At 65.6% G+C, this 23,485-nt stretch carries 25 protein-coding genes; 23 read left to right on the top strand and 2 right to left on the bottom strand.

What is annotated here, in order from left to right:
- Nucleotides 1-10: 10 nt before the first annotated feature.
- From H5V43_RS10145 to tatC, 5 genes are all read left to right on the top strand, one after another.
- Nucleotides 11-793, top strand: a complete 783-nt coding sequence (locus H5V43_RS10145) for a segregation and condensation protein A (protein WP_025546960.1) — start codon at nt 11-13, stop codon at nt 791-793.
- The gene (gene scpB / locus H5V43_RS10140) at nt 790-1,383 is read left to right on the top strand and encodes an SMC-Scp complex subunit ScpB (protein WP_025546958.1); all 594 of its coding nucleotides are present in this window, start codon (nt 790-792) and stop codon (nt 1,381-1,383) included. The genes H5V43_RS10145 and scpB overlap by 4 nt, the downstream gene beginning before the upstream one ends.
- 130 nt (nt 1,384-1,513) lie before the next feature.
- A complete protein-coding gene (locus H5V43_RS10135) occupies nt 1,514-1,744 on the top strand; it encodes a twin-arginine translocase TatA/TatE family subunit (RefSeq protein WP_007685564.1) in 231 nt (76 codons plus the stop codon).
- A gap of 30 nt (nt 1,745-1,774) precedes the next feature.
- Nucleotides 1,775-2,212 carry a Sec-independent protein translocase protein TatB gene (gene tatB / locus H5V43_RS10130; protein WP_025546955.1) on the top strand — a complete coding sequence of 146 codons (438 nt, stop codon included), beginning with the start codon at nt 1,775-1,777 and terminating at the stop codon, nt 2,210-2,212.
- Nucleotides 2,209-2,994: a twin-arginine translocase subunit TatC gene (gene tatC / locus H5V43_RS10125; protein ID WP_025546953.1), complete on the top strand. Its 786-nt coding sequence runs from the start codon at nt 2,209-2,211 to the stop codon at nt 2,992-2,994. The genes tatB and tatC overlap by 4 nt, the downstream gene beginning before the upstream one ends.
- Before the next feature lie 36 nt (nt 2,995-3,030).
- On the opposite strand, the gene H5V43_RS10120 is transcribed toward tatC, so the two are convergent.
- Together H5V43_RS10120 and H5V43_RS10115 are read right to left on the bottom strand one after the other, a co-directional pair.
- On the bottom strand, nt 3,031-3,159 hold the full coding sequence (locus H5V43_RS10120; RefSeq protein ID WP_025546951.1) for an entericidin A/B family lipoprotein: 129 nt from the start codon (nt 3,157-3,159) through the stop codon (nt 3,031-3,033).
- 386 nt (nt 3,160-3,545) lie between these two features.
- The gene (locus H5V43_RS10115) at nt 3,546-4,514 is read right to left on the bottom strand and encodes a cell wall hydrolase (protein ID WP_025546949.1); all 969 of its coding nucleotides are present in this window, start codon (nt 4,512-4,514) and stop codon (nt 3,546-3,548) included.
- A 174-nt stretch (nt 4,515-4,688) separates the two neighbouring features.
- Between H5V43_RS10115 and H5V43_RS10110 the strand changes: the two genes are divergently transcribed.
- The 18 genes from H5V43_RS10110 to H5V43_RS10025 all read left to right on the top strand — a co-directional run bounded on the left by H5V43_RS10110 (nt 4,689) and on the right by H5V43_RS10025 (nt 23,482).
- Nucleotides 4,689-5,684 carry a cysteine synthase A gene (locus tag H5V43_RS10110; RefSeq protein WP_044662761.1) on the top strand — a complete coding sequence of 332 codons (996 nt, stop codon included), beginning with the start codon at nt 4,689-4,691 and terminating at the stop codon, nt 5,682-5,684.
- Between the two features lie 41 nt (nt 5,685-5,725).
- Nucleotides 5,726-6,031 (top strand): hypothetical protein, encoded by a 306-nt coding sequence (locus H5V43_RS10105; protein WP_020821203.1) that lies wholly within the window; start codon nt 5,726-5,728, stop codon nt 6,029-6,031.
- A gap of 43 nt (nt 6,032-6,074) precedes the next feature.
- Entirely contained in the window at nt 6,075-7,349 is a 1,275-nt protein-coding gene (locus H5V43_RS10100) for a Gldg family protein (protein WP_244968611.1), read from the top strand.
- A 185-nt stretch (nt 7,350-7,534) separates the two neighbouring features.
- Nucleotides 7,535-8,032, top strand: a complete 498-nt coding sequence (locus tag H5V43_RS10095) for a division/cell wall cluster transcriptional repressor MraZ (protein WP_025546944.1) — start codon at nt 7,535-7,537, stop codon at nt 8,030-8,032.
- Nucleotides 8,029-9,009 (top strand): 16S rRNA (cytosine(1402)-N(4))-methyltransferase RsmH, encoded by a 981-nt coding sequence (gene rsmH, locus H5V43_RS10090; RefSeq protein ID WP_099186124.1) that lies wholly within the window; start codon nt 8,029-8,031, stop codon nt 9,007-9,009. Before H5V43_RS10095 ends, rsmH begins: the two co-directional genes overlap by 4 nt.
- Nucleotides 9,006-9,659: a hypothetical protein gene (locus H5V43_RS10085; protein ID WP_025550614.1), complete on the top strand. Its 654-nt coding sequence runs from the start codon at nt 9,006-9,008 to the stop codon at nt 9,657-9,659. The genes rsmH and H5V43_RS10085 overlap by 4 nt, the downstream gene beginning before the upstream one ends.
- A complete protein-coding gene (locus tag H5V43_RS10080) occupies nt 9,660-11,360 on the top strand; it encodes a peptidoglycan D,D-transpeptidase FtsI family protein (RefSeq protein ID WP_025550616.1) in 1,701 nt (566 codons plus the stop codon).
- Nucleotides 11,360-12,802, top strand: coding sequence for a UDP-N-acetylmuramoyl-L-alanyl-D-glutamate--2,6-diaminopimelate ligase (locus H5V43_RS10075; protein WP_025550618.1), 1,443 nt, complete (start codon nt 11,360-11,362; stop codon nt 12,800-12,802). Before H5V43_RS10080 ends, H5V43_RS10075 begins: the two co-directional genes overlap by 1 nt.
- Nucleotides 12,799-14,175 carry a UDP-N-acetylmuramoyl-tripeptide--D-alanyl-D-alanine ligase gene (locus H5V43_RS10070; RefSeq protein ID WP_025550620.1) on the top strand — a complete coding sequence of 459 codons (1,377 nt, stop codon included), beginning with the start codon at nt 12,799-12,801 and terminating at the stop codon, nt 14,173-14,175. Before H5V43_RS10075 ends, H5V43_RS10070 begins: the two co-directional genes overlap by 4 nt.
- Entirely contained in the window at nt 14,175-15,248 is a 1,074-nt protein-coding gene (gene mraY / locus H5V43_RS10065; protein ID WP_025550622.1) for a phospho-N-acetylmuramoyl-pentapeptide-transferase, read from the top strand. The genes H5V43_RS10070 and mraY overlap by 1 nt, the downstream gene beginning before the upstream one ends.
- 5 nt (nt 15,249-15,253) lie before the next feature.
- Nucleotides 15,254-16,579, top strand: a complete 1,326-nt coding sequence (murD, locus tag H5V43_RS10060; RefSeq protein ID WP_025550624.1) for a UDP-N-acetylmuramoyl-L-alanine--D-glutamate ligase — start codon at nt 15,254-15,256, stop codon at nt 16,577-16,579.
- A 26-nt stretch (nt 16,580-16,605) separates the two neighbouring features.
- A complete protein-coding gene (locus H5V43_RS10055) occupies nt 16,606-17,808 on the top strand; it encodes an FtsW/RodA/SpoVE family cell cycle protein (protein ID WP_025550626.1) in 1,203 nt (400 codons plus the stop codon).
- On the top strand, nt 17,805-18,986 hold the full coding sequence (murG, locus tag H5V43_RS10050; RefSeq protein ID WP_025550628.1) for an undecaprenyldiphospho-muramoylpentapeptide beta-N-acetylglucosaminyltransferase: 1,182 nt from the start codon (nt 17,805-17,807) through the stop codon (nt 18,984-18,986). The genes H5V43_RS10055 and murG overlap by 4 nt, the downstream gene beginning before the upstream one ends.
- Before the next feature lie 58 nt (nt 18,987-19,044).
- On the top strand, nt 19,045-20,466 hold the full coding sequence (gene murC / locus H5V43_RS10045) for a UDP-N-acetylmuramate--L-alanine ligase (RefSeq protein WP_025550629.1): 1,422 nt from the start codon (nt 19,045-19,047) through the stop codon (nt 20,464-20,466).
- Nucleotides 20,466-20,663, top strand: coding sequence for a hypothetical protein (locus H5V43_RS10040; RefSeq protein WP_025550630.1), 198 nt, complete (start codon nt 20,466-20,468; stop codon nt 20,661-20,663). The genes murC and H5V43_RS10040 overlap by 1 nt, the downstream gene beginning before the upstream one ends.
- Nucleotides 20,660-21,580, top strand: coding sequence for a UDP-N-acetylmuramate dehydrogenase (murB, locus tag H5V43_RS10035; RefSeq protein WP_099186123.1), 921 nt, complete (start codon nt 20,660-20,662; stop codon nt 21,578-21,580). The genes H5V43_RS10040 and murB overlap by 4 nt, the downstream gene beginning before the upstream one ends.
- The gene (locus H5V43_RS10030; RefSeq protein WP_025550631.1) at nt 21,577-22,542 is read left to right on the top strand and encodes a D-alanine--D-alanine ligase; all 966 of its coding nucleotides are present in this window, start codon (nt 21,577-21,579) and stop codon (nt 22,540-22,542) included. The genes murB and H5V43_RS10030 overlap by 4 nt, the downstream gene beginning before the upstream one ends.
- Complete coding sequence (locus H5V43_RS10025; RefSeq protein WP_025550633.1) at nt 22,535-23,482, top strand: cell division protein FtsQ/DivIB; 948 nt, start codon at nt 22,535-22,537, stop codon at nt 23,480-23,482. The genes H5V43_RS10030 and H5V43_RS10025 overlap by 8 nt, the downstream gene beginning before the upstream one ends.
- Nucleotides 23,483-23,485 lie beyond the last annotated feature (3 nt).

Raw genomic sequence — 23,485 nt, 5'->3', positions numbered from 1 at the left:
CCTGCTAGCGATGGACGACCTCTTCGCCCCTGCCGCCGCGGCCCGGCCCGACATGCTGACCGTCAGTTTCGAAAGCTGGGAGGGGCCGCTCGACCTGTTGCTGGCGCTGGCGCGGACGCAGAAGGTCGACCTGCGCGAAATCTCCATCCTCGCGCTGGTCGAACAATATCTCGCCTATATAGAGGGCGCGCGGAAGCTGAAGCTGGAACTGGCGGCCGACTATCTGGTGATGGCGGCGTGGCTGGCCTATCTCAAATCCTCGCTGCTGCTGCCGAGGGAGGCGCAGCCCGAACCCAGCCCCGAGGAACTGGCGCTGCGTCTGCAATTGCGGCTCCAGCGGCTTCAGGCGATGCGGGAGGCGGGCGCCCGGCTGATGGCGCGCGACCGCATCGGCCGCGACGTGTTCGTCCGCGAAAGGCCCGAAGGCCTGCGCCTCGTCCGCAAGGCGAAATGGGCGGCCAGCCTGTTCGACCTGATCCAGTCCTACGGCCAGGTCCGTGCGCGGACGCAGCCGGTGGTGCATATGGTCGCGGTGCGGCCGGTCATGACCCTGGACGAGGCGATACAGCGCGTCGGCGCGCTGGTGGGGGCGGCGATCGACTGGACCGCGCTTGAAGCCTTCCTGCCGAGCGGGCAGGATGGGCCGATGGCACGATCGGCATTGGCCAGCAGTTTCGTCGCCGCGCTGGAACTGGCGCGGCAGGGGCGGCTGGAAATCCAGCAGGACGGGATTTTCGAACCCATTTTCCTGCGGGCCGCCGTGCCGGAACCGAATGCGGGGCGCCTATTGTGATCGAGGAACAGGACGATTTCCTTCGTGCGGTGGAGGCCGTGCTGTTCGTATCGGAACAGCCGCTGACCCTGGGCGAAATCAAGCTGCATGTGGGGGAGGCGGGCGATCTTGCCGCCGCGCTGGCGACGATCAGCGGTCATTATGCGGGGCGCGGCGTCAATCTGGTCGAGCGGGGCGGGCGCTGGCATTTCCAGACGGCGGCCGACCTTTCCCATATCCTTCGCCGGGAGAAGGACGAGACGCGCAAGCTGTCGCGCGCCGCCATGGAGACGCTGGCGATCATCGCCTATCATGAGCCTGTCAGCCGGGCCGAGATAGAGGCCATTCGCGGCGTTCAGGTGGCGAAAGGCACGCTGGACGTGCTGATGGAGGCGGGCTGGGTCAGGCCCGCCGGACGCCGGGAGGTGCCGGGAAGGCCGCTGATCTACGCCACCACGGTAGAATTTCTGTCACATTTCGGCCTTAGCAGCCGCAGGGACCTGCCGGGTATCGACGACTTGCGGGCCGCCGGCCTGCTCGATCCCGTCGATTTGGCGCTTGAGGGTCTGGGCGCCCAATCCGTTGTGGAAAATGATGAGGAAGACGCCTAGATCATGCTTGGGCCCCTGCCGGGCCGAAACATGATCTGCGGGTTTGTTCGCCGTGATTTCCGGGCCGTGAAATATTTCCATTTCACGCGAAATCACTCTAGATAAGACGCAGTTTCAGGAGTGTGTTCAAATGGGTTCCTTTTCGCTGATGCACTGGGTCATCGTTCTCCTGGTGGTCATGCTGCTGTTCGGCGGCGGCCGCATCTCCGGGTTGATGGGCGACGTTGCCAAGGGCATCAAGAGCTTCAAGAAGGGCATGGAGGACGACGACGTGCCCACCAAGCCCGCCACGCGTATCGAGGGCCATCGCGTGCCCGAACAGGACGCGCCCACCGCGACGGAAGAAAAGACCAAGGCCTGATTTTTCCTTCGGCCGGGGCGGTAGGCACGCATGTTTGGTATCGATTCGTCTGAACTTCTGGTGATCGTCATCATCGCGGTGATCGTCATCGGCCCGAAGGACCTGCCGCGCGCGCTCTACAAGGTGGGGCAGATCGTGGGCAAGGCGCAGTCCATGGCGCGCCATTTCCGCACCGGCATCGATGCGATGGTCCGCGAGGTGGAGCTGGAGGAACTGGAGAAGAAATGGGCCGCGCAGAACAAGCGGATCATGGAAGAGCATCCGCCGGAGACGCTTGCGCCTGAAACCGCCGGTGAAACCGGAGCCTTGCCGGCACCCGCCGCCGCAGCGGCAGCCGGAGAGGTGCCGCCCTTCGTCGCTGAATCGGCCCCGGCGAGCGAAGCGCCCCCCTATGTCGCCCCGCCAGCGACGGACGGACCGCCCTATGTGGCGCAGGAACCGGTGCGGAAGGACGACGCGGCGGCATGAAGGACATCGACGACAGCAAGGCGCCTTTGCTCGACCATCTGATCGAGCTGCGCGGACGGCTGCTCAAATGCGTCTATGCGCTGTTCATAACGGGCGCGATCTGTTTCTATTTCTCCGAGCAGTTGTTCGCGATCCTGGTCCATCCGCTGAAGGAAGCCTTTGGCGACGATGGCGGGCGGCTGGTCTACACCAAGCTGTATGAAGCCTTTTTCGTTCAGGTGAAGATCGCGGTCTTCGGCGCTTTCTGCCTGTCCTTTCCGATCATCGCGAACCAGCTCTGGGCCTTTGTCGCGCCGGGGCTCTATGCGAAGGAAAAGAAGGCGCTGCTGCCGTTCCTCATCGCCACGCCCTTCCTCTTCGCCATGGGCGCATCGCTGGCCTATTTCGTGGTGATGCCCACGGCCTTCCACTTCTTCCTGGAATTTCAGGGCAACAGCAGCGGCCTGCAGGTGGAGGCGTTGCCGAGCGCGGACAGTTATCTGGGGCTGGTGATGCAGTTCATCCTCGCCTTCGGCATCAGCTTCCTGATGCCGGTGCTGCTGATGCTGCTCAACCGCGCCGGTTTTGTGAGCCGGGCGCAGTTGATTGGCCTGCGCCGCTACATGATCGTGGCCGCCTTCGTGCTGGCGGCGGTGCTGACGCCGCCGGACGTGGTCTCGCAGCTCATGTTGGCGATTCCGCTGCTGGCGCTTTATGAAATCACCATCGTCGCCATCTGGTTCACCGACCGGAAGCAGGCCAAGGATCTGGCCACCAGCGAAGCGGCGGACGCTGCGGGTTGAAAAAAGGCTCGCTGTGAAGCGAGCCTTTCCATCGGATCAGTTGGCGGCGTTTTCGACCGCCTGGCCGGCGCTTTGCACGTCCTTGCCGGCGCCTTCGACCGTGTTGCAGGCCGCGACCATCAACGAACCGGTCAATAGAAGGGCGGCCAATATCTTCCTGGTCATCATCGTCTCCTTTTCAGAGCCTTTGTCCTGCATAGCTGGCAGGAAATGCTTCAACCGGGCGTCATGCCGGTGACCACTGAACAACCCGCTGCCCGGAAAAGCGTTCCGAGAGCGAAAATATCTCTGATTTCCGGGAGTTGGCTAAAAAATTCTGAGCCCGGAACGCGTCGGGGGGGGGAGATGCGTTCCGGGCTCATGTTTTTTTGGATAGCAAGAGCGGGGGGCAAAAGATTTGCTATCCGCAGTGCAGAACCCATGAAGGAAGGATTAGGTTCCCCAGGTCCGAAAAAATGATGAGAAATTTATTTCGTTATTTTTCAACGGTTTGATTGGTTTCTAAAACGGTAACCATAAAATAATCGGCATTTTTCCGCAAAAAACGCTCGTCAGATCAGCGGTCGGCCGCTGTTGCGATATTCGGGGCGGATCGTCGATTGGGGAAGGCCCGGCGCATCGGGGGACAGAGGGACAAAAGGCCCGGTGACGGGCACGGCGGGCGCGGGGGATGCCGTGACGGGTTCCGCCACCATGGGATCGAACATCGGGGACTTCGCGGTCAATGCCAGTCGGGCAGGCCCCGACTGTGTTTCGCGCCCCGAATAAGCCATGCGGAAAGCGGCGGCCGTGCCACCGGCACCGGGCGGGCGGTAGAAGATATGCGCGCCGATCACGGCAACCGGCCGCATCGCGCCGGCCCATTCGGGTCGCACCGCCAGCGTATGATAATAGGTGGCAAGGCCGACGGGCCGATAGACCATGCCGGAAAGCGCCTGAGCGGCGATGCGGCGGGCGCGCGCCCATCCGTCCGCGCTCGCGCCGCGCGCCATGGAGCCGTCGCAGCTGAAGGTGAACTGGCAGCGATAGTCGGTGCGTTCCGACCCCTGGTAGATGACGCCGCACACGCTCTTGGGCCAGGCGGGGTTGCGGACGCGGTTCAGCACCACCTGCGCCACGGCGCGTTGCCCGTCCTCCGGCTCGCTCCCCGCCTCATAATAGACGGCGGATGTCAGGCAGTTGAGCGCCCGATAGCTGTCGAGCGCGGTCAGGCCCCGGAAAGCCATGGCGGGAGCAGCCTGCACGGCATCAAGCCCAAGTACATGCTCGCTTCGCAGCGTTGCGGCGCCGGGCGCGGGATCGAAGGCGCCCTGCGCGAAGAAGAAGGCGGATCCGGGGAAATTCTCACCGGGCTTCTCCGCGGGATCATCCTGCGCATGGTTGGCGGCCAGCAGGTCAAGCGGTGCCGCTGTGATCAGGCGCGGCGCGGCGAGGGCGAGCAGCGCCAGCGCGGCGACGACACCGTGCCTCACCCCTGTCCGCTGGCCCTTCAAAGCCCCGTTTCCCCCGAAAATCCGCATGTTGGCGCTTATCATAGGGGAAAAGCCTCGCCAGTTCCCCCGCGGAATCCGGCCTGTCCCGCTCTGAGACGGTGGAGGATGCAAAGCTTAACGAGTCCAGCGACAATCCCGACTTTCGTGCGGCCATCAATCCGTTGCTTGGCAAGCGCGTATCTGGTCCGCTATGCGGAAGCCATGCTGGTTCAGAAAGATAGTCTCGCCCTGATTGGCAACACGCCGTTGGTGCGCCTTGCCGGCCCTTCGGAAGAGACGGGTTGCGACATTTACGCCAAATGCGAATTCGCCAATCCCGGCGCTTCGGTAAAGGATCGCGCGGCGCTGTTCATCGTCAACGATGCGGAGGAAAAGGGGCTGTTGAAGCCCGGCGGCACCATCGTCGAGGGGACGGCGGGAAATACCGGCATCGGGCTGGCGCTGGTTGCCAACGCCAAGGGCTATCGGACGATCATCGTCATGCCCGAGACGCAGAGCCGCGAGAAGATGGACACGCTGCGCGCGCTGGGCGCCGAGCTGGTGACGGTGCCGGCGGCGCCCTATTCCAATCCCGGCCATTTCGTCCACACCTCCCGCCGCCTGGCGGAGGAGACGGAAGGCGCGATCTGGGCCAACCAGTTCGACAATATCGCCAACCGCAAGGCGCATATCATTGGCACCGCCGAGGAGATCTGGACCCAGATGGACGGGCAGATCGACGGTTTCACCTGCGCGGCGGGCACGGGCGGGACGATCGCGGGCGTGGGGCTGGGCCTGAAGGCGCATGACGAGAATATCACCATCGCGCTCAGCGATCCGCATGGCGCGGCGCTTTACAATTATTATGCCCATGGCGAGCTGAAGGCGGAAGGGTCTTCGGTGGCCGAGGGCATCGGGCAGGGACGCATCACCGCCAATCTGGAGGGCGCGCCGATCGATACCCAGTTCCGCATTTCCGATGAGGAAGGGCTGCTCTGGGTACGGCGTCTGCTGGCCGAGGAAGGGCTGTGCCTGGGCCTGTCGTCGGGCATCAATGTCGCGGGCGCGGTGGCGCTGGCGAAGCGCCTTGGGCCCGGCAAGCGGATCGTCACGATCCTGTGCGATACCGGATTTCGTTATCTTTCAACGCTTTATAATCGCGAATGGCTGGAATTGAAGGGCTTGACTGTCTTCCCCTGGCTCGCGCAAACTCGTTGACCGCCGACACAGGTCGCGGCGGCGATAAAAAAGAGCGCTTCATGGCTGAAACACCCCGCCAACAGGAAGGGTTGCAGCGTGTCCAGATTGGCCTCACCGGGCTGGCGGGCGTGGTGTTGCTCGTGGGTCTGGCGAATATCGTGATCGACAAGGCGCGGATAGACGATCCGGCGGTGCCGCCGCCGACCGTGCCCACGCTGGACGTGAATGCGGTATCGCCCAAGGAGCCGCTGGCGGAACTGGGCGTGCAGCCCGCGCCGGAGCAGGCGCCGATCGTGCCGGACCTGCAACCCGACCCCAATCTCAAGAAACCCATGGATCGCGAGATTCCGCCGGCTTCGCGCTGATGCTGGCGGGTTCGGCTTGAAGGCTGCGCTTCGGACATTTTTGATGCTGGCTCTGCCCGGGCTCCTGGTGCTGCTCGGCGGGTTGCCCGCGCTGCTGCGGACCGGGCAGGTCGATCCTCGGGGCTGGATGGTTCCGGCATTGCTGGCGATCCCGATGGCCGCTGTGCTGAAGGCGCGGCGGGGGGACGGGGCGGCGTGGTGGGCCGGGCTGGGAACGGTTGGGACGGTGTTGTCCTGCGCGTTTCTGGCGGCTTGGCGCGTGCCGGCTTTGCTGCCCGTGCTTTGGTTGCTTGCGGTGGTGCTGGCGGCCACGTTTGCGGGATTGATGTTCCGTGTTCCCACCAAGGCGCTTGAGAGAGACGAATGGCTTGCGACCGCCCCGTCCAAATGGCGGGACTGGGTTCCTGCCTTCGCAGGAACAGGGCGGATTGCTGCGATGGGCCTGGCCTTGCTGGCTCTCGCGGCGTGCTGGCTGGCTCAGGAGCCGGCTGTTCAGCGCGCGCCTCATCCTCCCAAATTGTCCATCATCACCGGACTGCCGCTGTTCTGGCGCGATGGCGCCCAGGTGGATGCGCCCATCGTCACCGTCCTCCGCCAGCGATTCGACCTGAGCCCCCTCGATTCGCCGCTCGTTCTGGAAAACAGCCCTGCCAAGACGCTCCTCCTCGCCCAGCCGCGGGCTTTTTCGATGGATGAACTGGTCGCGTTGAACGGATGGATCGGCCGGGGCGGCAAGGCGCTGGTCCTGGCCGATCCGGAACTGCGTTGGCCGATGGACCTGCCGTTGGGCGACCGGCGGCGACCGCCGGCCGTCACCTTGCTCGCGGCGATGATCGAATATTGGGGCGTCAGGCTGACGCCCCCCAGCGCGGGCGAAAAGCGTCATTTTCTGGGCGATGGGCGGGTGTTGACCGTCTATTCCGCCTCCGGTTTCGAGGATGCTGGGCCGGAGTGCCGCATCGTGGGGCGGGGGTTGGTGGCGCGCTGCATGGTGGGGAAGGGCAGCGTAACCATCGTCGCGGATGCCGATCTGATCGACGATAGGCTCTGGCTCGCGGATGCCGCCGCGTCGTTGGAGCCCGGACAATGGACCGCCGATACCCCGCAGTTCGTGGCGGAAGCTTTGGGCGCCACGCTTCCGGCAGGGCGGCGCTGGGTCCGGTCGGGTGACGCGCTGGTCAACGCCGTTCGCTGGGCGGTCCTCGTCGGGATTTTCTGGGCGGCCTTGGGAACCGTGTTTTTCCGGCGGCGCGGGGCGGCTCCCTTGGACCTTTCTTCGCCACGTCCTGCCCGGCCAACGCCATTTAAAGAGGGTTAATTACCAGAACAAAACAGGATTTCCCGGCTTTTCCCAAAATATCCCTTTTCTTGCACCCCGTGGCTTGGTATTTGAAAGCCATAGGGGTTTGTCAGGCTTTGCTAGTCCTGTGAGCCGGTTCGTCTCTGCGCGAATCCGGCTGGCGATAGCCTGCGCCCCGGGAACAGAGGGGCAGCAGTCCAAAAGTGTCGGAAGTCATTCTCTATACGGGCAACGCATTCAGCGTCGCGGACGGCAAGGGCCGTTTCGTGCTGCCCCTGGAGATGCGCCGGCAGGTCAAGCTGTCCAGCGGCAATGAAACCCGGCTTTTCCTCTCGGTCCATGGCGGCAACCCCTGCGCCACTGGCTTTGGCGAATCGCACCGCCGCCATCTGTTCACCGAAGTCGAGGAACTGGCCCGCGAAGCGCGCGCCGCGGGGCGCGACTATGATGCCGATCTGGAACTGGAGCGCCGCCTCGGCACGATCGAGGAGGTCAATTTCGATGACGGCGGCCGCTTCGCCATGCATCCCGACATCAAGGAGGAATATGGCATCGCCGACGCCGTCTTCTTCTATGGCGTGGGTCGCTACATCCAGATCTGGAAGCCGGAAACGCTGGTCGACAGCAAGGACCGGCCGGAACTGATCCGCAACAAGGTTCGCCGCTGGCTGGACCAGCGGACGGCTGGAGGGGCTAGGTGAGCGCTTCCGCCGATCATGCCAAGGACCCCGAGCGCCATATTCCGGTGCTCATCGACGAAGTGCTCGACGCCCTCGCCATCAACCCCGGCGAGGTCCATGTCGACGGCACGTTCGGCGCGGGCGGCTATTCGGGCGCCATGGCGGACAAGGGGGCGAGGGTCTTCGCCTTCGACCGCGACCCCGACGCGATTCGCGAAGGGCAGGCGCTGGCCGACGCAAAGGGCATCACCCTGATAGCGGGCGAATTTTCGCGGATGGAGCAACTGCTGGCGGACCGGGGCGTGACATCGGTTTCCGGCGTCACGCTGGACATCGGCGTTTCGTCCATGCAGCTCGACCGGCCGGAGCGGGGCTTTTCCTTTCAGGGCGACGGGCCGCTCGACATGACGATGAGCCAGAGCGGGATGAGCGCCGCCGATTTCCTGAACAATGCCCCCGAGCAGGAGATTGCCGACATCCTCTATCGCTATGGCGAGGAGCCCCGCTCGCGCCGCGTGGCGAAGGCGATCGTCGAGGCGCGGCCGCTGGAGCGTACCGGGCAGCTTGCCGGCGTCGTGCGCAAGGCGCTTGGCCACAAGCCGCATGACAAGAAGGACCCCGCGACCCGCACCTTCCAGGCGATCCGCATCCATGTGAATCGCGAGCTGGAAGAACTGGAGCGGGGGCTGGAAGCGGCCGAGGCGATGCTGGAGGAAGGCGGCCGGCTGGCGGTCGTCACCTTCCACAGCCTGGAGGACCGCATCGTCAAGCAGTTCCTGCGCAACCGCAGCGGCAGCGAGGCGAGCGGATCGCGCCATTTGCCCCAGCTCCAGTCCGGTCCCGCGCCGACTTTCGAAAGGCCAGCCAAGGCGGTGCGGCCCGGCATGGCGGAACTGGCGCGCAACCCCCGCTCCCGATCCGCCACGCTGCGCAGCGCCGTTCGCACGTCCGCCCCTGTTTCCCCCCGCCGAACCCAAGACAGGAAACCCCGCTCATGATCGCGGTCAAGAGATTGCAGAGCCTGATCTGGATCCTTCTGGTCGCGCTGGGGGCGCTGGGCGCTTATCTGGTGTCGCTCAAGGTCGCGACCGAGCGTAATGAGTTGATGAAGGTGCGGGCGCAGATTGCGCGGGCGAAGGCCGACATCCGCTATCTGGAGACCGAGTTCAGCGCGCGGGCGAACATGCGGCAGCTTGAGCGCTGGAACCAGGACGATTTCATGTATGCGACGCCCACCGCCCAGCAATATCTGGCGGGCGAGCGGGCGCTGGCGCATCTCGACGGGGTGCAGCCCAACGGGCCCGATTATGTCGCGCCGCCGGTGATGGTGGCGATGGTGCAGACGCCCGCCGATCTTCCGTCGGCGCCGCAGGCCGCACCCGCCAGCCCCGCGCCGACCCAGATCCGCAGCGACATCGCCGTGATCCGGGAGGCGCATGCGGCGGACAATGTCGACAAGATCGCCAAGGCGCCGCCCGTCAAGACGCCCAAGGAAAAGGCGAAGGAGGACGCCGACACGACGAAGCCCAATCCTGTCGCCCGCCGCGCGGAGCGGATGGCGATGCTGGACGCGAAGCTGCTCGACGACAGCACGCTGGGGGACATCAGCGCCAAGGCGAAGCGCGAGCGCGCCAAGGGGGATCGCTAGATGGCGACGATCATCGTTCAGCCGGGCGGCGCGAGAGCGGGCAAGCAGCGCGTCGACCTGACGGCGATCGCGCATAACCGGCTGATGTTGCTGCTGATCCTGTTCATGGCGATCACGGCGGTATTGATCCTGCGCCTGACCTGGGTGGGGGTCTTCGCCGGCAACGGGCGGGGCGGCGACGCGATGGGCGGCCTTCCTGCGCGGGCCGACATTGTCGACCGCAACGGCGTGCCGCTGGCACGCACCATGGATGCCTATTCGATTGCGGTGCGGCCTTCGCGGCTGATCGGCGACCCGTCCGAACTGGCGCGCAAGCTGCACGAGATATTCCCCGACGAACCGGAAGCCGCCTTCCACAAGAAGTTGACCGGGCGCGGCTGGGCCTATCTGCGCCGTCGCGCGTTGCCGGAAGAGGTGGCGGCCGTGAACGCCCTGGGCGAGATCGGCATCGAATTCCCGCGCGAGAAGGAGCGGCTCTATCCGCAGCGCACCTTGGCGGCGCATGTGATGGGCTTTGCGCCCAATACGGACGGCAAGGGCGGCATGGGCGTGGAAGCGGCGTTCAACGACCGGCTGACCGATGCGGCGCTGCGCGGTCAGCCCTTCGCCATGTCCATCGACAGCCGCGTGCAGGGCGCGCTGGAAAGCGAGCTGTACGCGCAGCTCGTCCAGACCCGCGCAAAGGGGGCGGGCGGCGTGATACTGGACGCCAATACCGGCGAGGTGATCGCCATGGCGTCGATTCCCGTGTTCGATCCCAACAAGCTGCAAAATTATGCGGGCAAGAGTTGCAGCGAATCGCCGCTCTGCAATCATATGGTGCAGGCGCGCTATGAACTGGGATCGGCGTTCAAGCCGCTGTCCATCGCCGCGGCGATGGATCGCGGCGTCGTCACTTCCATGTCGAAGACCTATGACGCGACGGCGCCGCTCGCCATTGCGGGCTTCCGGATCAAGGACGACCATCCGCTCGGCCGCTGGATCAACGTGCCGGAAATCCTGGTGCACAGTTCCAACATCGGTACGGCGCGGATCGCCGACCAGATGGGCGCGGAGCCTTTGCAGCATCTTTTCCGGGAGTTGCACTTCGATCAGCGCGCGCCGATCGAGCTCAATGAACGGGCAGGCACGCTCTGGCCGGCCAATTGGGGGCGCATCACGACGCTGACCGTTTCCTATGGCCATGGCATCGCCGTAACGCCTTTGCATCTCGCTTCGGCTTATGCGGCGTTGGTGAACGGCGGACTGTGGCGGCCCGCTACCCTGCGCAAATTGAAGGCGGACGAGGTGCCGGAGGGCCGCCGCGTCTTCTCCGCCGCGACCAGCGCGCGCATGCGCCAACTGTTGCGCATGATCGTGGCGGCGGGTACAGGTCGCAGCGCCGACGCCAAGGGATACCGGGTGGGCGGCAAGACGGGTTCCGCCGAAAAGCCCCAAGAGGGCCGGTATAACAAGACTTCGCTGGTGACGACTTTCGCTTCTGCCTTCCCGATGGACAATCCGCGCTATGTGGTCCTCGTCACCATGGACGAGGCGACGGGTCAATATGGCCTGCGCACGGCCGCCTGGACGGCGGCGCCGGTCGTGAAGCGGGTGGTGGAACGCACCGGGCCGATGCTGGGCGTGCTGCCCGACGAGCGGCGCGACGTCGACATTTCCGACCTCATGCCGCTGCTGCACGGCGACAAGGAGAAAGAATAATGCGCCTCGGGTCGCTTATCGAGGGGCTGGATGCGAAGCTCGATACAGGCGCGTCGCTGGACCTGCCGGTATCGGGCTTCGCGATCGATAACCGGAAGGTCGCGCCGGGCACGGTGTTCGGGGCCTTCCAGGGAGCGCGGGTCAATGGCGAGGACTTCATTCCCGCCGCCGTGCAGGCAGGGGCAGTGGCGGTCGTCGCCCGGCCGGAGGCGCGGGTGGACGGCGCGATCCATATCGCCTCGGACAACCCCCGCCGCCTGTTCGCGCAGCTTGCCGCGCGCTATTTCGCGCCGTTTCCGGAGGTGACCGTTGCCGTCACCGGGACCAACGGCAAGACCTCCACCGTCGAACTGACCCGGCAGCTCTGGCGGATGCTGGGGCATAAATCCGCCTCCATCGGCACCCTGGGCGTGACCACCTCCGTGGATCAGGTTTCCACCGGGCTCACCACGCCGGACATCGTGACCTTCCTCGCCAACATGTCGGGCCTGAAGCGCGAGGGCATCACCCATGCCGCGTTCGAGGCGTCGAGCCACGGGCTGGCGCAATATCGCACTGAAGGGCTGCCCGTGTCGGCAGCAGCCTTCACCAACCTGTCGCGGGATCATCTCGATTATCATGGCGACATGGACAGCTATTTCGATGCCAAGATGCGGCTGTTCGACGAGGTGGTCGAGCCGCAGGGCGCGGCGGTCGTCTGGGCCGATGACGCATGGTCGGAAAAGGTTATCCAGCGGGCTACGAAGCGGGGGCTTCGTGTGCTGAGCGTCGGGGTGCAGGGGCAGGCATTGCGCCTTGCCAACCGCACCCCGACCCAGTTGGGCCAGACGCTGGACGTCGAGGTTGAAGGCAAAAGCCACAAGGTCAACCTGCCGCTGATCGGCGCCTATCAGGCGGCCAATGCGCTCACCGCCGCCGGCCTGGTGATTGCCGGCGGCGAGAATGCGGGCAAGGTGCTGGAACTGCTGGGCCGGGTGCAGCCCGTGCGCGGGCGGCTGGAGCGGGCCGTCATCACCCGGACGGGCGCGCCGGTCTATGTCGACTATGCCCATACGCCCGACGGGTTGCGTGCCGCCATCGAGGCGCTGCGGCCGCATACGCGGGGTCGGCTGATCGCGCTGTTCGGCGCGGGCGGGGATCGCGACGCGGGCAAGCGGCCGCAAATGGGCAAGGTGGCGGCGGACCTTGCCGACCATGTCATCGTCACCGACGACAATCCGCGTTCGGAGGAGCCCTCCGCCATCCGCGCCGCCGTCATGGCGGGCGCGCCGGGCGCGGAGGAGATTGGCGGTCGCCGCGCCGCCATCGCCGCCGCCATCGCTCAGGCAGGCGCGGACGACATTGTCCTCCTGGCAGGCAAGGGGCATGAGCAGGGCCAGATCATCGGGGACCGGGTGCTGCCCTTCGACGATGTGACCGTGGCGCGGGAATGCGCCGGATGAGCGCACTCTGGACCTCCGAAGAGATTGCGCAGGCCACGGGGGGCGTCGCTTCGGCGCCCTTCGCCGTTTCTGGCGTGGCGTTCGACAGCCGCGAAGTGACGGGCGGCGACCTGTTCGTCGCGATGAAGGGCGAGGCCACGGATGGCCATCGCTTCGTCGACAAGGCGTTCTGTCAGGGCGCGGCGGGCGCCATCGTCAGCCAGCCGATCGCGCAGCCGCATGTGCTGGTCCCCGACAGCGCGGCGGCGCTGGAGGATATTGGTCGCGCCTCCCGCGCGCGGATGCAGGGCAAGGTGGTCGGCGTCACCGGATCGGTGGGCAAGACCGGCACCAAGGAGGCGCTGTTCCATGCGCTCGACCGCATCTGTCCGGGGGAGGTCCACCGCTCCGTCAAGAGCTACAATAACCATGTCGGCGTGCCGCTGAGCCTGTCGCGCATGCCGCGCCAATCCGCCTTTGGCGTGTTCGAAATGGGCATGAACCATGCCGGCGAACTGGCGGCGCTGACCCGGCAGGTACGGCCTCATGTCGCCATCGTCACCGCCATCGCGCCGGCCCATATCGAATTTTTCGGCACCGAGGAGAAGATCGCGGAGGCCAAGGCCGAGATTTTCGAGGGGCTGGAGCCGGGCGGCACGGCGGTCATCCCCTATGACAGCCCGCATGTCGCGACCCTTTATGCCAAGGCGGAGAAGCATGCGGCACGAATCCTGACCTTCGGCTTCGATCCGGAGGCCGATGTCCGCGCCCGCGAAACCGTGCCTGCGGTGGGCGGCGGCACGCTGGTAACGGCGGCGCTGCCGGGCGTCGAACTGTGCTTCACCGTGGGGGCTCCGGGCGAACATTGGGTTTCCAACGCTCTGGCGGTGCTGGCGACGGTGGAGGCGCTGGGCGGCGATCTGGCGGCGGCGGGACTGGCGCTGGCGGAAATGCCGGGCCTTCCGGGTCGGGGTCAGCGGAGCATCCTGCCTGTCGAGGGCGGCGAGGCGTTGCTGATCGACGAAAGCTATAACGCCAATCCGTTGAGCATGACGGCGACGCTCAGGCAATTGGGCCGGGAGCAGGCGGAGCGCCGCATTGCCGTGCTGGGCGGGATGCGCGAACTGGGCGACCGCAGCCGCGAATTGCATGCCGGGCTGGTCGAACCGCTGACGGCGGGCCAGGTGGATTATGCGGTGCTGGTGGGCGAGGAGATGGAGCCGCTGGCGCAGGCGCTGGGCGGCGTCATCGCCTTCGACCATGTATCCGACGCAGCCAGCGCCACCGACCTCATTCGACATGAAATACGCGCGGGCGATGCGGTCCTGGTGAAGGGATCGAACGGCATCGGCCTCTCGCGCCTCGTCGCCGCGCTACAGGAAGCAAAGAACTGATGCTCTACTGGCTTGCCCAGACCATGGATTTCGCGGGTGTGTTCAACCTCATCCGCTATTTGAGCTTCCGGGCGGGCGCGGCGATCGCGACCGCGCTCATCATCGGCCTGCTGATCGGGCCGCGCTTCATCGGATGGCTGCGCGTGCGGCAGGGCAAGGGGCAGCCGATCCGCGACGACGGCCCGCAGACGCACCTCGCCAAGCGCGGCACGCCGACGATGGGCGGCCTCATGATCCTGACGTCCATGGTGTCGTCGGTGCTGCTGTGGATGGACCTTTCCTCCATCTATGTCTGGGCCTGCCTGTTCGTGACGCTGGGTTTCGGCGCCATCGGTTTCCTCGACGATTATGACAAGGTGACGAAAGCCAGCCACAAGGGGCTTTCGGGCAAGATGCGCCTGGCCTTCGAGTTCCTGATCGCCGGTTTCGCGGCGTGGCTGATCGTCAGCCAGCATGGCAATACCGCGCTGTACGTGCCCTTCTACAACGGTCCGGCCATCGAACTGGGGCCGTTCTATTTCCTCTTCGCGGCCTTCGTGATCGTGGCGTTCGGCAATGCGGTGAACCTGACCGACGGTCTGGACGGGCTTGCGACGATGCCGGTCATCATCGCCTGCATGGCGTTCATGGCCATCGTCTATCTGGTCGGGCGCGCCGACTTTGCGGGCTATCTTGGCATTCCGCATGTGCCGGGGGCGGGCAACCTCACCATATTGTGCGGCGCGATCATCGGGGCGGGCCTCGCCTTCCTCTGGTTCAACGCGCCGCCCGCCGCCGTCTTCATGGGCGACACCGGCAGCCTGGCGCTCGGCGGCACGATCGGCGTGATCGCCGTCACCGCGCATCATGAGATCGTGCTGGGCGTGATCGGCGGGCTGTTCGTGGTGGAGGCGATGTCCGTCATCATCCAGGTCTTCTTCTACAAGCGCACCGGCAAGCGCGTGTTCAAGATGGCGCCGATCCACCATCATTTCGAACAATTGGGCTGGGCCGAGCCGACCGTCGTGATCCGCTTCTGGATCATTTCCTTCGTGCTGGCGCTGGCCGGCCTCGCCACGCTGAAGCTGCGGTGAGCGCCATGGGGATCGTTTCCGACGTCTTTGCAGGCAGGAAATATGCGGTGCTGGGGCTGGCGCGGTCCGGCCTCGCCACGGTCGAGTGCCTGGCGGCGAGCGGGGCTGAGGTCGTGGCATGGGACAGCCGGGACGAGGCGCGCGCCTCCGTTAAGGGCAAGGCGGAGTTGGCCGATCCCACCGAAATCGACCTCAAGGGCTTCGACGGCGTGGTGGTGTCGCCCGGCGTGCCGCTCAACAAGCACCCCATCGCCATGCATGCGAAGCTCGCGGGGGTGCCGGTCATTGGCGACATAGAGCTGTTCGCGCTCGCCCGGCCCAGCCTGCCCAGGCATCGGGTGGTGGGGATCACCGGAACCAACGGCAAGTCCACCACGACCGCTCTGGTCCATCATATCGTCGAGACGGCGGGCATTCCCACGCGGATGGGCGGCAATATCGGGCTGCCGATCCTGGGACAGGACCCGTTGCCGGAGGGCGGCGTCTATGTGCTGGAGCTGTCGAGCTACCAGATCGACCTGACGGGCAGCCTGGATTGCGATGTGGCGGTGCTGCTCAACATCACGCCGGATCATCTCGACCGTTATAATGGCTTTGAAGGCTATGTAGCCTCCAAGGCGCGGCTGTTCGCGATGCAGTCGGCCGGGCATGTCGCGGTAATCGCGACGGAAGATGAGCCGAGCCGGGGGATATTCTATTCCGTCCGTCATTCCCGGCAAGGCGGGAATGACGGGGTTGTGGAGGTGCGATCGGGCGACATCGCTCCCTCCGCTCAGGCCGGCTGGCCCGCATTGCAAGGCCCGCATAACGCCCAGAACGCTGCCGTCGCCATCGCGGTCGCCCGCGCGCTGGGTATCGGCGAAGCGACAATCGAACAGGGCCTGCAAAGCTATGCCAGCCTTCCCCACCGAATGCAGCGGGTGCGGGAACTGAACGGCGTCCTCTACGTCAACGACAGCAAGGCGACCAATGCCGCCTCGACCGCGCCGGCGCTGGCCGCCTATCCGCCGGTCGATGGCCGCAAGCGGCTGCACTGGATCGTCGGCGGCCTGGCCAAGACCGACAATCTGGACGAGTGCGCGCCCTGGTTCGCCAATGTGGCCCAGGCCTATACCATCGGCGAAGCGGGCCCCATGTTCGCTGAGCTGTTGCGCCCGCATATGGCGGTGGACGATTCGGAAATGCTATCGGCCGCCGTTCGCCGCGCTGCGCGGGTGGCGCAGCCGGGTGACGTGGTGCTGCTGTCGCCAGCCTGCGCGAGTTTCGACCAGTTCCGCGATTTCGAGGCGAGGGGCGATGCCTTCGCCGCTGCCGTCGCCGCGCTGGAATAAAGGGAATCGGAGGAGCTTTGGGGGGCATGTCGAGGGCAGGCGATCTTGTAAAGGAGTTCAGGAACCGCACCGTCCCGCGTGAGCGTACGGCGCTGGCTATCTGGTTCTGGGAAATCGACCGCGTGCTGCTGTCGCTGATCGTCGCGTTGATGGCGATCGGGCTGGTCGCCGTGGCGGCGGCCTCCCCGGTGGCGGCGATCGACCGGTCGACCAGCACGGTTTCGGTGACGCCGCTCATCTATTTCTACCGTCAGTTGATGTGGGTGTTCATCGGCCTGCCGATCATGCTGGTTATTTCCATGCTGCCCCGGACGCAGGCGCGCCGGCTGGCCTTTATCCTGTGCATCGTCTTTGCCGTGGCGCTGCTGCTGGTGCCGGTGCTGGGTTCGGTGGTGAACGGCGCCAAGCGCTGGATCGACCTGCCGGGTTTCCGGTTCCAGCCGTCGGAATTCCTCAAGCCCGTCTATGTCGTCACCATGGCCTGGTTGCTGTCGCTGCGCGGCAAGGACATGACGTTGCCCGTGATCCCGCTGACCGGCGTGCTGACGCTGCTGATCGCGGCGATCCTGATGAAGCAGCCGGACTTCGGCCAGACGGTGATCTTCCTCGCCTGCTGGGGCGGCCTGCTGCTGCTGTCGGGCGTGTCCATGCGCTTCATCGGCGGGATGGCGGGCGCGGGGCTTGGCGGGCTGGTGCTGATGTACATGTTCTATGAGAACGGGCGTCAGCGCATCAACGACTTCCTGGGCATCGGCGTTGCGCAGGATGTCGGGCCGGACCAGACCGAACTGGCCTTCCGCACCATCACCCATGGCGGCTTCCTAGGCGTCGGGCCGGGCGGCGGGCAGAACAAGTTCCGCCTGCCCGAAGCGCATACCGACTATATCTTCTCGGTCATCGGGGAGGAGTTCGGCCTGCTCGCCTGCATCGGCATCGCCTGCGTCTATCTGGCGATCGTCGTGCGGGTGTTCCTGCGCATGCTGGACGAGGACGATAATTTCACCATTCTCGCCGCGGCGGGTCTTACCACCCAGTTCGGGCTTCAGGCGATCATCAACATGGGCGTCAACGCCCAGATATTTCCGTCCAAGGGCATGACGCTGCCCTTTATCAGCTATGGCGGCTCCTCTATGCTGGCGCTTTGTATCGGCGTCGGCCTGTTGCTCGCATTCACGCGGCGCAACCCCTTCATGGGTCGGCACACGGTCGTCAAATGGAGTGGTCGATGAGCATTTCCCGACACTTCGTCCTCGCCGCCGGCGGGACGGGTGGTCATATGATTCCGGCGCATGCCGTTGCTGAAGAGCTGATGCTGCGCGGCCATCATGTCGCGCTGGTGACGGATGAGCGCGGCGCCAAGATACCTGGCATTTTCGACAAGGCCCCTGACAACCGGGCACAGGTCCATGTCATGCCCGCCGGGCGGATGACCCGGAATCCCAGGAGCTGGCCGGGCGCGTTGAAGGCGATTTTGGCGGGCCGGGCGATGGCGCGGCGTCTGAACGAGACGTTCCGCCCGACGGCCGTTGTGGGTTTTGGCGGCTATCCGGCCATGCCCGCGTTGCTGGGCGCACTGGCCGATGGCATTCCGACCGCCATTCACGAACAGAATGCCGTGCTTGGCCGGGTGAACCGCTATCTGGCGGGACGGGTGGATGCCATCGCGACCGCCTATCCGGATGTCGAGCGGCTCAAGGACAGATATGCCGGCAAGGTCCACCTCGTCGGCAATCCGGTGCGCGAGGAGGTGAAGCAGCTTCGCGAGGAGGATTTTCCCGCGCTGACCGACGAGAGCGTGTTCCGTGTGCTGGTCATCGGCGGCAGCCAGGGGGCGACGATCCTTTCCAGCGTCGTGCCCGATGGCCTGGGCATGCTGCCGCTCAGCCTGCGCCGGCGCCTGCAGGTGACGCAGCAATGCCGGGCGGAGGATATTGAGCGGGTGCGCCGGCTCTATGCCGATCTCGAAATCCCGGCGGACCTGGCGACTTATTTCAACGATGTCCCGGAAAAACTGGGCTGGTCGCATCTTGTCATCGCGCGGGCGGGCGCTTCGACGCTGGCGGAACTGACCTGTGCGGGGCGTCCGGCGATCCTGATACCGCTGCCGAGCGCGATGGACGACCACCAGACCGCCAATGCCCGCGAGATGACCGAGGCCGGGGGCGCCCGCACCATTCCGCAGGCGCGCTTCACGGCTGTGGAACTTGCCAAGCAGATGCAGAAGATGGCGCTGGAACCCGGGGCGCTCCAGAATGCGGCCAAGCGCGCCCGCGCCTGCGGTCGCCCGAATGCGGCCCGAGACATGGCCGATCTGCTGGAAAGCATTGGCCCGGCGCCCATCATCAATGACCCGCTGCGTGTCGGCCCGACGCCCACCAGCCTCAATTTGCAGGGTGTTCCTGCATGAAGAACGCCAAACTCTCCCCCCACGGCTCTCTCTATTCTGTCAGCAAGGAATCCCACGCATGAAGGGTGTCGGCACCGACATCGGCACGATCCATTTCATCGGCATCGGCGGCATCGGCATGTCCGGCATCGCTGAGGTGATGCATAATCTGGGCTACAGGGTTCAGGGCAGCGACGTCGCCGAAGGCTATGTGGTCGAGGGGCTGCGCAAGAAGGGCATCCCCGTGATGATCGGCCACAAGGCTGAAAATCTGGGCGATGCCGCCGTGGTCGTGACCTCCACCGCGATCAAGAAGGGCAATCCGGAGGTCGATCTGGCGCTGGAGCGCCGCGTCCCCGTCATCCGCCGGGCCGAAATGCTGGCGGAACTGATGCGCCTCAAATCGACCGTCGCGGTCGCGGGCACGCATGGCAAGACCACGACCACATCGATGGTCGCGGCGTTGCTGGATGCGGGCGGGGTGGACCCGACCGTCATCAATGGCGGCATCATCAACAGCTACGGCTCCAACGCCCGCCTCGGCAATAGCGAATGGATGGTGGTGGAAGCCGACGAGAGCGACGGCAGCTTCCTGCGCCTGGACGGCACGCTGGCGGTCGTCACCAATATCGATCCCGAGCATCTCGACCATTATGGCAGTTTCGACAAGGTGAAGGACGCATTCGTCGAATTCGTCGAGAATGTGCCTTTCTACGGCGCGGCGATGCTGTGCCTCGATCATCCGGAGGTGCAGGCGATCCTGCCGCGCGTGCAGGACCGGCGCATCGTCACCTATGGCTTCTCCGCCCAGGCCGATATTCGCGGCGAAAATGTGCAGCCGATTCCCGGCGGCAACCGCTTCGACGTGCAGATCCGGGAGCGCGACGGTTCGCTCCGCCGGATCGAGGGTATCGAAATGCCGATGCCGGGCCGCCACAATGTGCTGAACGCCATGGCGGCGATCGGCGTGGCGTTGCAGATGGGCATCGATGACGCGACGATCCAGACCGGCTTCGCCAAGTTCGGCGGCGTCAAGCGGCGCTTCACCAAGGTCGGGGAAATCGCGGTCGGTGGCGGCGCCGCGACGGTGATCGACGATTACGGCCACCATCCGGTCGAGATCAAGGCGGTGCTGGCTGCCGCCCGCGAAGGGGCGAAAGGCCGGGTCATCGCCGTGGTGCAACCGCATCGCTTCACCCGCCTGCGCGACCTGATGGACGAGTTCCAGCAGGCCTTCAACGATGCCGACATCGTCTATGCCGCCCCGGTCTATCCAGCCGGCGAGCAGCCGATCGAGGGCGTGGACAGCGCGGAACTGGTCGCGGGCCTCAAGCGCCGGGGCCATCGCAACGCCGCGACGGTCGAGGGCGCGGACGATCTTGCCCGCCTGATCGCCGCCGATGTGCAGGCGGATGACATGATCATCTGCCTGGGCGCGGGCGATATTACCAAATGGGCGGCGGGGTTGGCCTCCGCCGTTGCGGAGAGGGAAGCCGCCTGATGTTCGAACTGCTCAATGTCGGGCTGGAAATGCAGAAACGGATGATCGACATCCAGATGCAGGGCGTCGAAGCGGCGCAGCAGATGGTCGACGCCGCCCAGCGCAATGTGGATGCGGGCCTCGCCGCGACCCGCGCGGGCGAGGCGGGCATGAAGGCGATGAAGGGCTGGATGCGGCTTTGGGGGATGCGCGATTGACGCTGGCGGCGACGTCCCTTCCTCCGGTTCGCGGTTCGCTCAAGGCCGATGCGCCGTTGGCGCCGCTCGTCTGGTTCAAGGCGGGCGGCGTCGCGCAATGGCTGTTCGAGCCGAAGGACGCGGACGATCTTTCCGATTTCCTCACCCGGCTGGACCCGGCGATCCCGGTGATGGCGCTGGGGCTCGGCTCCAACCTGATCGTGCGGGACGGCGGCGTTCCGGGCGTTGTGGTGCGTCTTGGCAAGCCCTTTGCCAAGGTGGAGCAGGTCGATGCGACCAGCCTGCGCTGCGGGGGAGGGGCCTCGGGCATCCTCGTTTCATCGACCGCGCGGGATGCAGGGATCGCCGGGCTTGAATTCCTGCGCTCCATTCCGGGCACGGTCGGCGGCTTCGTGCGGATGAACGGGGGCGCCTATGGTCGTGAGACCTGCGATATTCTTGTGGAATGCGGGGTTGTGCTGCGGTCCGGCGAGCGGGTGACATTGCCGGTCGATGCATTGGGCTACACTTACCGCCACAGCACTCTTCCCGACGGCGCTGTCGTGGTGAGCGCAGTTTTCCGGGGCTTTCCCGGCGAGCCCGCGGCCATCCAGGCGGAGATGGACCGCATCGCGACCGCCCGTGAGGAAAGCCAGCCGCTCCGCAGCAAGACCGGAGGCTCCACCTTCAAGAACCCGGCCGGTCACAAGGCCTGGCAGTTGGTGGATGAGGCCGGGTGCCGGGGGCTGCAACGGGGGGGCGCGCAGGTTTCGGAAAAGCACACCAATTTCCTCCTCAACCTGGGCGATGCGACCAGCGCGGATATAGAGGCGCTGGGCGAGGAGGTACGCCGCCGGGTGAAGGAAAAGAGCGGCATTGACCTCGAATGGGAAATTCAAAGGGTGGGCGTTCAGCTGGTTGAAGGAACAGATACATGACTCGTGGCCCCTGGCATGTTGCCGTCCTGATGGGGGGCTGGTCCGCCGAACGGCCTGTTTCGCTTTCGTCGGGCGAGGGTGTCGCCAAGGCGCTGGAATCCCGCGGCCACAGGGTTACGCGGATCGACATGGACCGCGACGTCGCGCTGCGCCTTGCGGAGGCCAGGCCCGATGTCGTGTTCAACGCCCTTCACGGCGTGCCCGGCGAGGATGGCACGGTGCAGGGCATGATGGACCTGATGGGCCTCACCTACACCCATTCCGGCCTAGCCACCTCGGTCATCGCCATCGACAAGCAGCTTACCAAGCAGGCGCTGGTGCCCCATGGCATCCCCATGCCCGGCGGTCATATCGTGCCCAGCGAAAGCCTGTTCGAGGGCGATCCCCTGCCGCGCCCCTATGTGGTGAAGCCGGTCAATGAGGGCAGTTCGGTCGGCGTCGCCATCGTGACCCGGGACGGCAATTATGGATCGCCCATCGGCCGGGATGTCGAGGGACCGTGGCTGCATTTCGAGGAATTGCTGGCCGAGCCCTATATTCGCGGCCGGGAACTCACGACCGCCGTGCTGGGCGACGAAGCGCTGCTGGTTACGGAATTGCGCCCGAAAAGCGGCTTCTACGATTTCGACGCCAAATATACCGACGGCATGACCGAGCATGTGTGTCCCGCCGATATTCCGCAGGAGATCAGCGAAGCCTGCAAGGCAATCGCGTTGCGCGCGCATCGGTTGCTGGGCTGCAAGGGGGCGTCGCGCGCCGATTTCCGTTGGGACGACGAACAGGGGATCGACGGGCTGTTCCTGCTGGAAGTGAACACCCAGCCGGGCATGACGCCGCTCAGCCTCGTGCCCGAACAGGCGGCCAGGCTGGGCATTGACTATGCCGAGCTGGTGGAGCGTATAGTCGAGGACGCGCTGAACGGCGCCCGAATTGCAGCCAATGGGGGGGCGAAGCATGGCTGAAGCACGCATCCGGCGTGGCGGAACGGCGCGGCTGACGCGAACGACCGGCGCGCGCGGCCGCAGCGGGGGGCGAGGGCGTTCGGTCAAGCAGCGGAGCTGGATCGACGGCCTGATCGACCTGCTGCCGGTAAGCGAGGAAACGCTCCAGCGCATGGCGAGCTGGACCATCGTCGGCATCGTGCTGGCCGCGCTGGTCGGCATCGCCATGCTGATGGGCGTTCCCGCCATGGCCGGGCAGAAGGCGTCCGAACTTGCCGCCCAGGCCGGTTTCGAAGTCGAGAAGGTCGAAGTGCGCGGCGTCGAGCGGATGGACGAACTGCCCATCTACAATATCGCCCTGGGCCAGGTGAGCCGGTCCATGCTTTCGCTCGACCTGCCCAAGGTGCGGGCCGACATGCTGAAGCTCGGCTGGGTCAAGGATGCGCGCATTTCCCGCCGCCTGCCCGATACGCTGGTGGTCGACATCGTCGAACGCGATCCTGTCGCGGTGTGGCAGCATGATGGACAGCTTCACCTGATCGACGTGGCCGGCGTGGTGCTGCAATCGGTGTCCGCCGGGGCGATGCCGGACCTGCCGCTTGTGGTCGGTCCCAACGCCAATCGCCAGACCGCGGGCCTCAACAGGCTGATGGAAAATGCGCCCGCGCTCAAACCCATGCTGGCGGGCGCCACCTGGGTCGGGAACCGGCGCTGGGACTTGCGCTTTCAGTCGGGGGAGACGCTTTCCCTGCCCGAAGGCGACAAGCCGTCGGCCACGGCGCTGGTCAACTTCGCGCGGATGGACGGGGTGAACCGCCTGCTGGGCCGGGGCATCGTCAAGTTCGACATGCGCGATCCCGACCGTTTCGTGCTGCGCCTGCCGCAGGGCCAGGGAAGCGGTTCGTCCGGCGACAAGCCCGATGCGAGCGCCGAAGCGCCCGCCAAGGGCGAGGAAGGCTGAACC

The organism is Sphingobium fuliginis (assembly GCF_015074805.1).
GTDB classification, from domain to species: Bacteria; Pseudomonadota; Alphaproteobacteria; order Sphingomonadales; family Sphingomonadaceae; genus Sphingobium; species Sphingobium fuliginis.
This window is presented reverse-complemented; position numbering and strand designations above follow the sequence as displayed.

Excerpts from the sequence above, each read along its gene's own strand:
- tatC (WP_025546953.1), top strand. The coding sequence starts at position 2,209 with ATGAAGGACATCGACGACAGCAAGGCGCCTTTGCTCGACCATCTGATC.
- tatB (WP_025546955.1), top strand. The coding sequence starts at position 1,775 with ATGTTTGGTATCGATTCGTCTGAACTTCTGGTGATCGTCATCATCGCG.
- H5V43_RS10105 (WP_020821203.1), top strand. The coding sequence starts at position 5,726 with ATGGCTGAAACACCCCGCCAACAGGAAGGGTTGCAGCGTGTCCAGATT.
- H5V43_RS10120 (WP_025546951.1), bottom strand. The coding sequence starts at position 3,159 with ATGACCAGGAAGATATTGGCCGCCCTTCTATTGACCGGTTCGTTGATG.
- H5V43_RS10145 (WP_025546960.1), top strand. The coding sequence starts at position 11 with ATGGACGACCTCTTCGCCCCTGCCGCCGCGGCCCGGCCCGACATGCTG.
- H5V43_RS10110 (WP_044662761.1), top strand. The coding sequence starts at position 4,689 with ATGCTGGTTCAGAAAGATAGTCTCGCCCTGATTGGCAACACGCCGTTG.
- murD (WP_025550624.1), top strand. The coding sequence starts at position 15,254 with ATGGGGATCGTTTCCGACGTCTTTGCAGGCAGGAAATATGCGGTGCTG.
- H5V43_RS10085 (WP_025550614.1), top strand. The coding sequence starts at position 9,006 with ATGATCGCGGTCAAGAGATTGCAGAGCCTGATCTGGATCCTTCTGGTC.
- H5V43_RS10115 (WP_025546949.1), bottom strand. The coding sequence starts at position 4,514 with ATGCGGATTTTCGGGGGAAACGGGGCTTTGAAGGGCCAGCGGACAGGG.
- H5V43_RS10025 (WP_025550633.1), top strand. The coding sequence starts at position 22,535 with ATGGCTGAAGCACGCATCCGGCGTGGCGGAACGGCGCGGCTGACGCGA.
- H5V43_RS10100 (WP_244968611.1), top strand. The coding sequence starts at position 6,075 with ATGCTGGCTCTGCCCGGGCTCCTGGTGCTGCTCGGCGGGTTGCCCGCG.
- H5V43_RS10040 (WP_025550630.1), top strand. The coding sequence starts at position 20,466 with ATGTTCGAACTGCTCAATGTCGGGCTGGAAATGCAGAAACGGATGATC.
- H5V43_RS10070 (WP_025550620.1), top strand. The coding sequence starts at position 12,799 with ATGAGCGCACTCTGGACCTCCGAAGAGATTGCGCAGGCCACGGGGGGC.
- mraY (WP_025550622.1), top strand. The coding sequence starts at position 14,175 with ATGCTCTACTGGCTTGCCCAGACCATGGATTTCGCGGGTGTGTTCAAC.
- murC (WP_025550629.1), top strand. The coding sequence starts at position 19,045 with ATGAAGGGTGTCGGCACCGACATCGGCACGATCCATTTCATCGGCATC.
- H5V43_RS10075 (WP_025550618.1), top strand. The coding sequence starts at position 11,360 with ATGCGCCTCGGGTCGCTTATCGAGGGGCTGGATGCGAAGCTCGATACA.
- H5V43_RS10080 (WP_025550616.1), top strand. The coding sequence starts at position 9,660 with ATGGCGACGATCATCGTTCAGCCGGGCGGCGCGAGAGCGGGCAAGCAG.
- H5V43_RS10135 (WP_007685564.1), top strand. The coding sequence starts at position 1,514 with ATGGGTTCCTTTTCGCTGATGCACTGGGTCATCGTTCTCCTGGTGGTC.
- murG (WP_025550628.1), top strand. The coding sequence starts at position 17,805 with ATGAGCATTTCCCGACACTTCGTCCTCGCCGCCGGCGGGACGGGTGGT.
- H5V43_RS10030 (WP_025550631.1), top strand. The coding sequence starts at position 21,577 with ATGACTCGTGGCCCCTGGCATGTTGCCGTCCTGATGGGGGGCTGGTCC.
- H5V43_RS10055 (WP_025550626.1), top strand. The coding sequence starts at position 16,606 with ATGTCGAGGGCAGGCGATCTTGTAAAGGAGTTCAGGAACCGCACCGTC.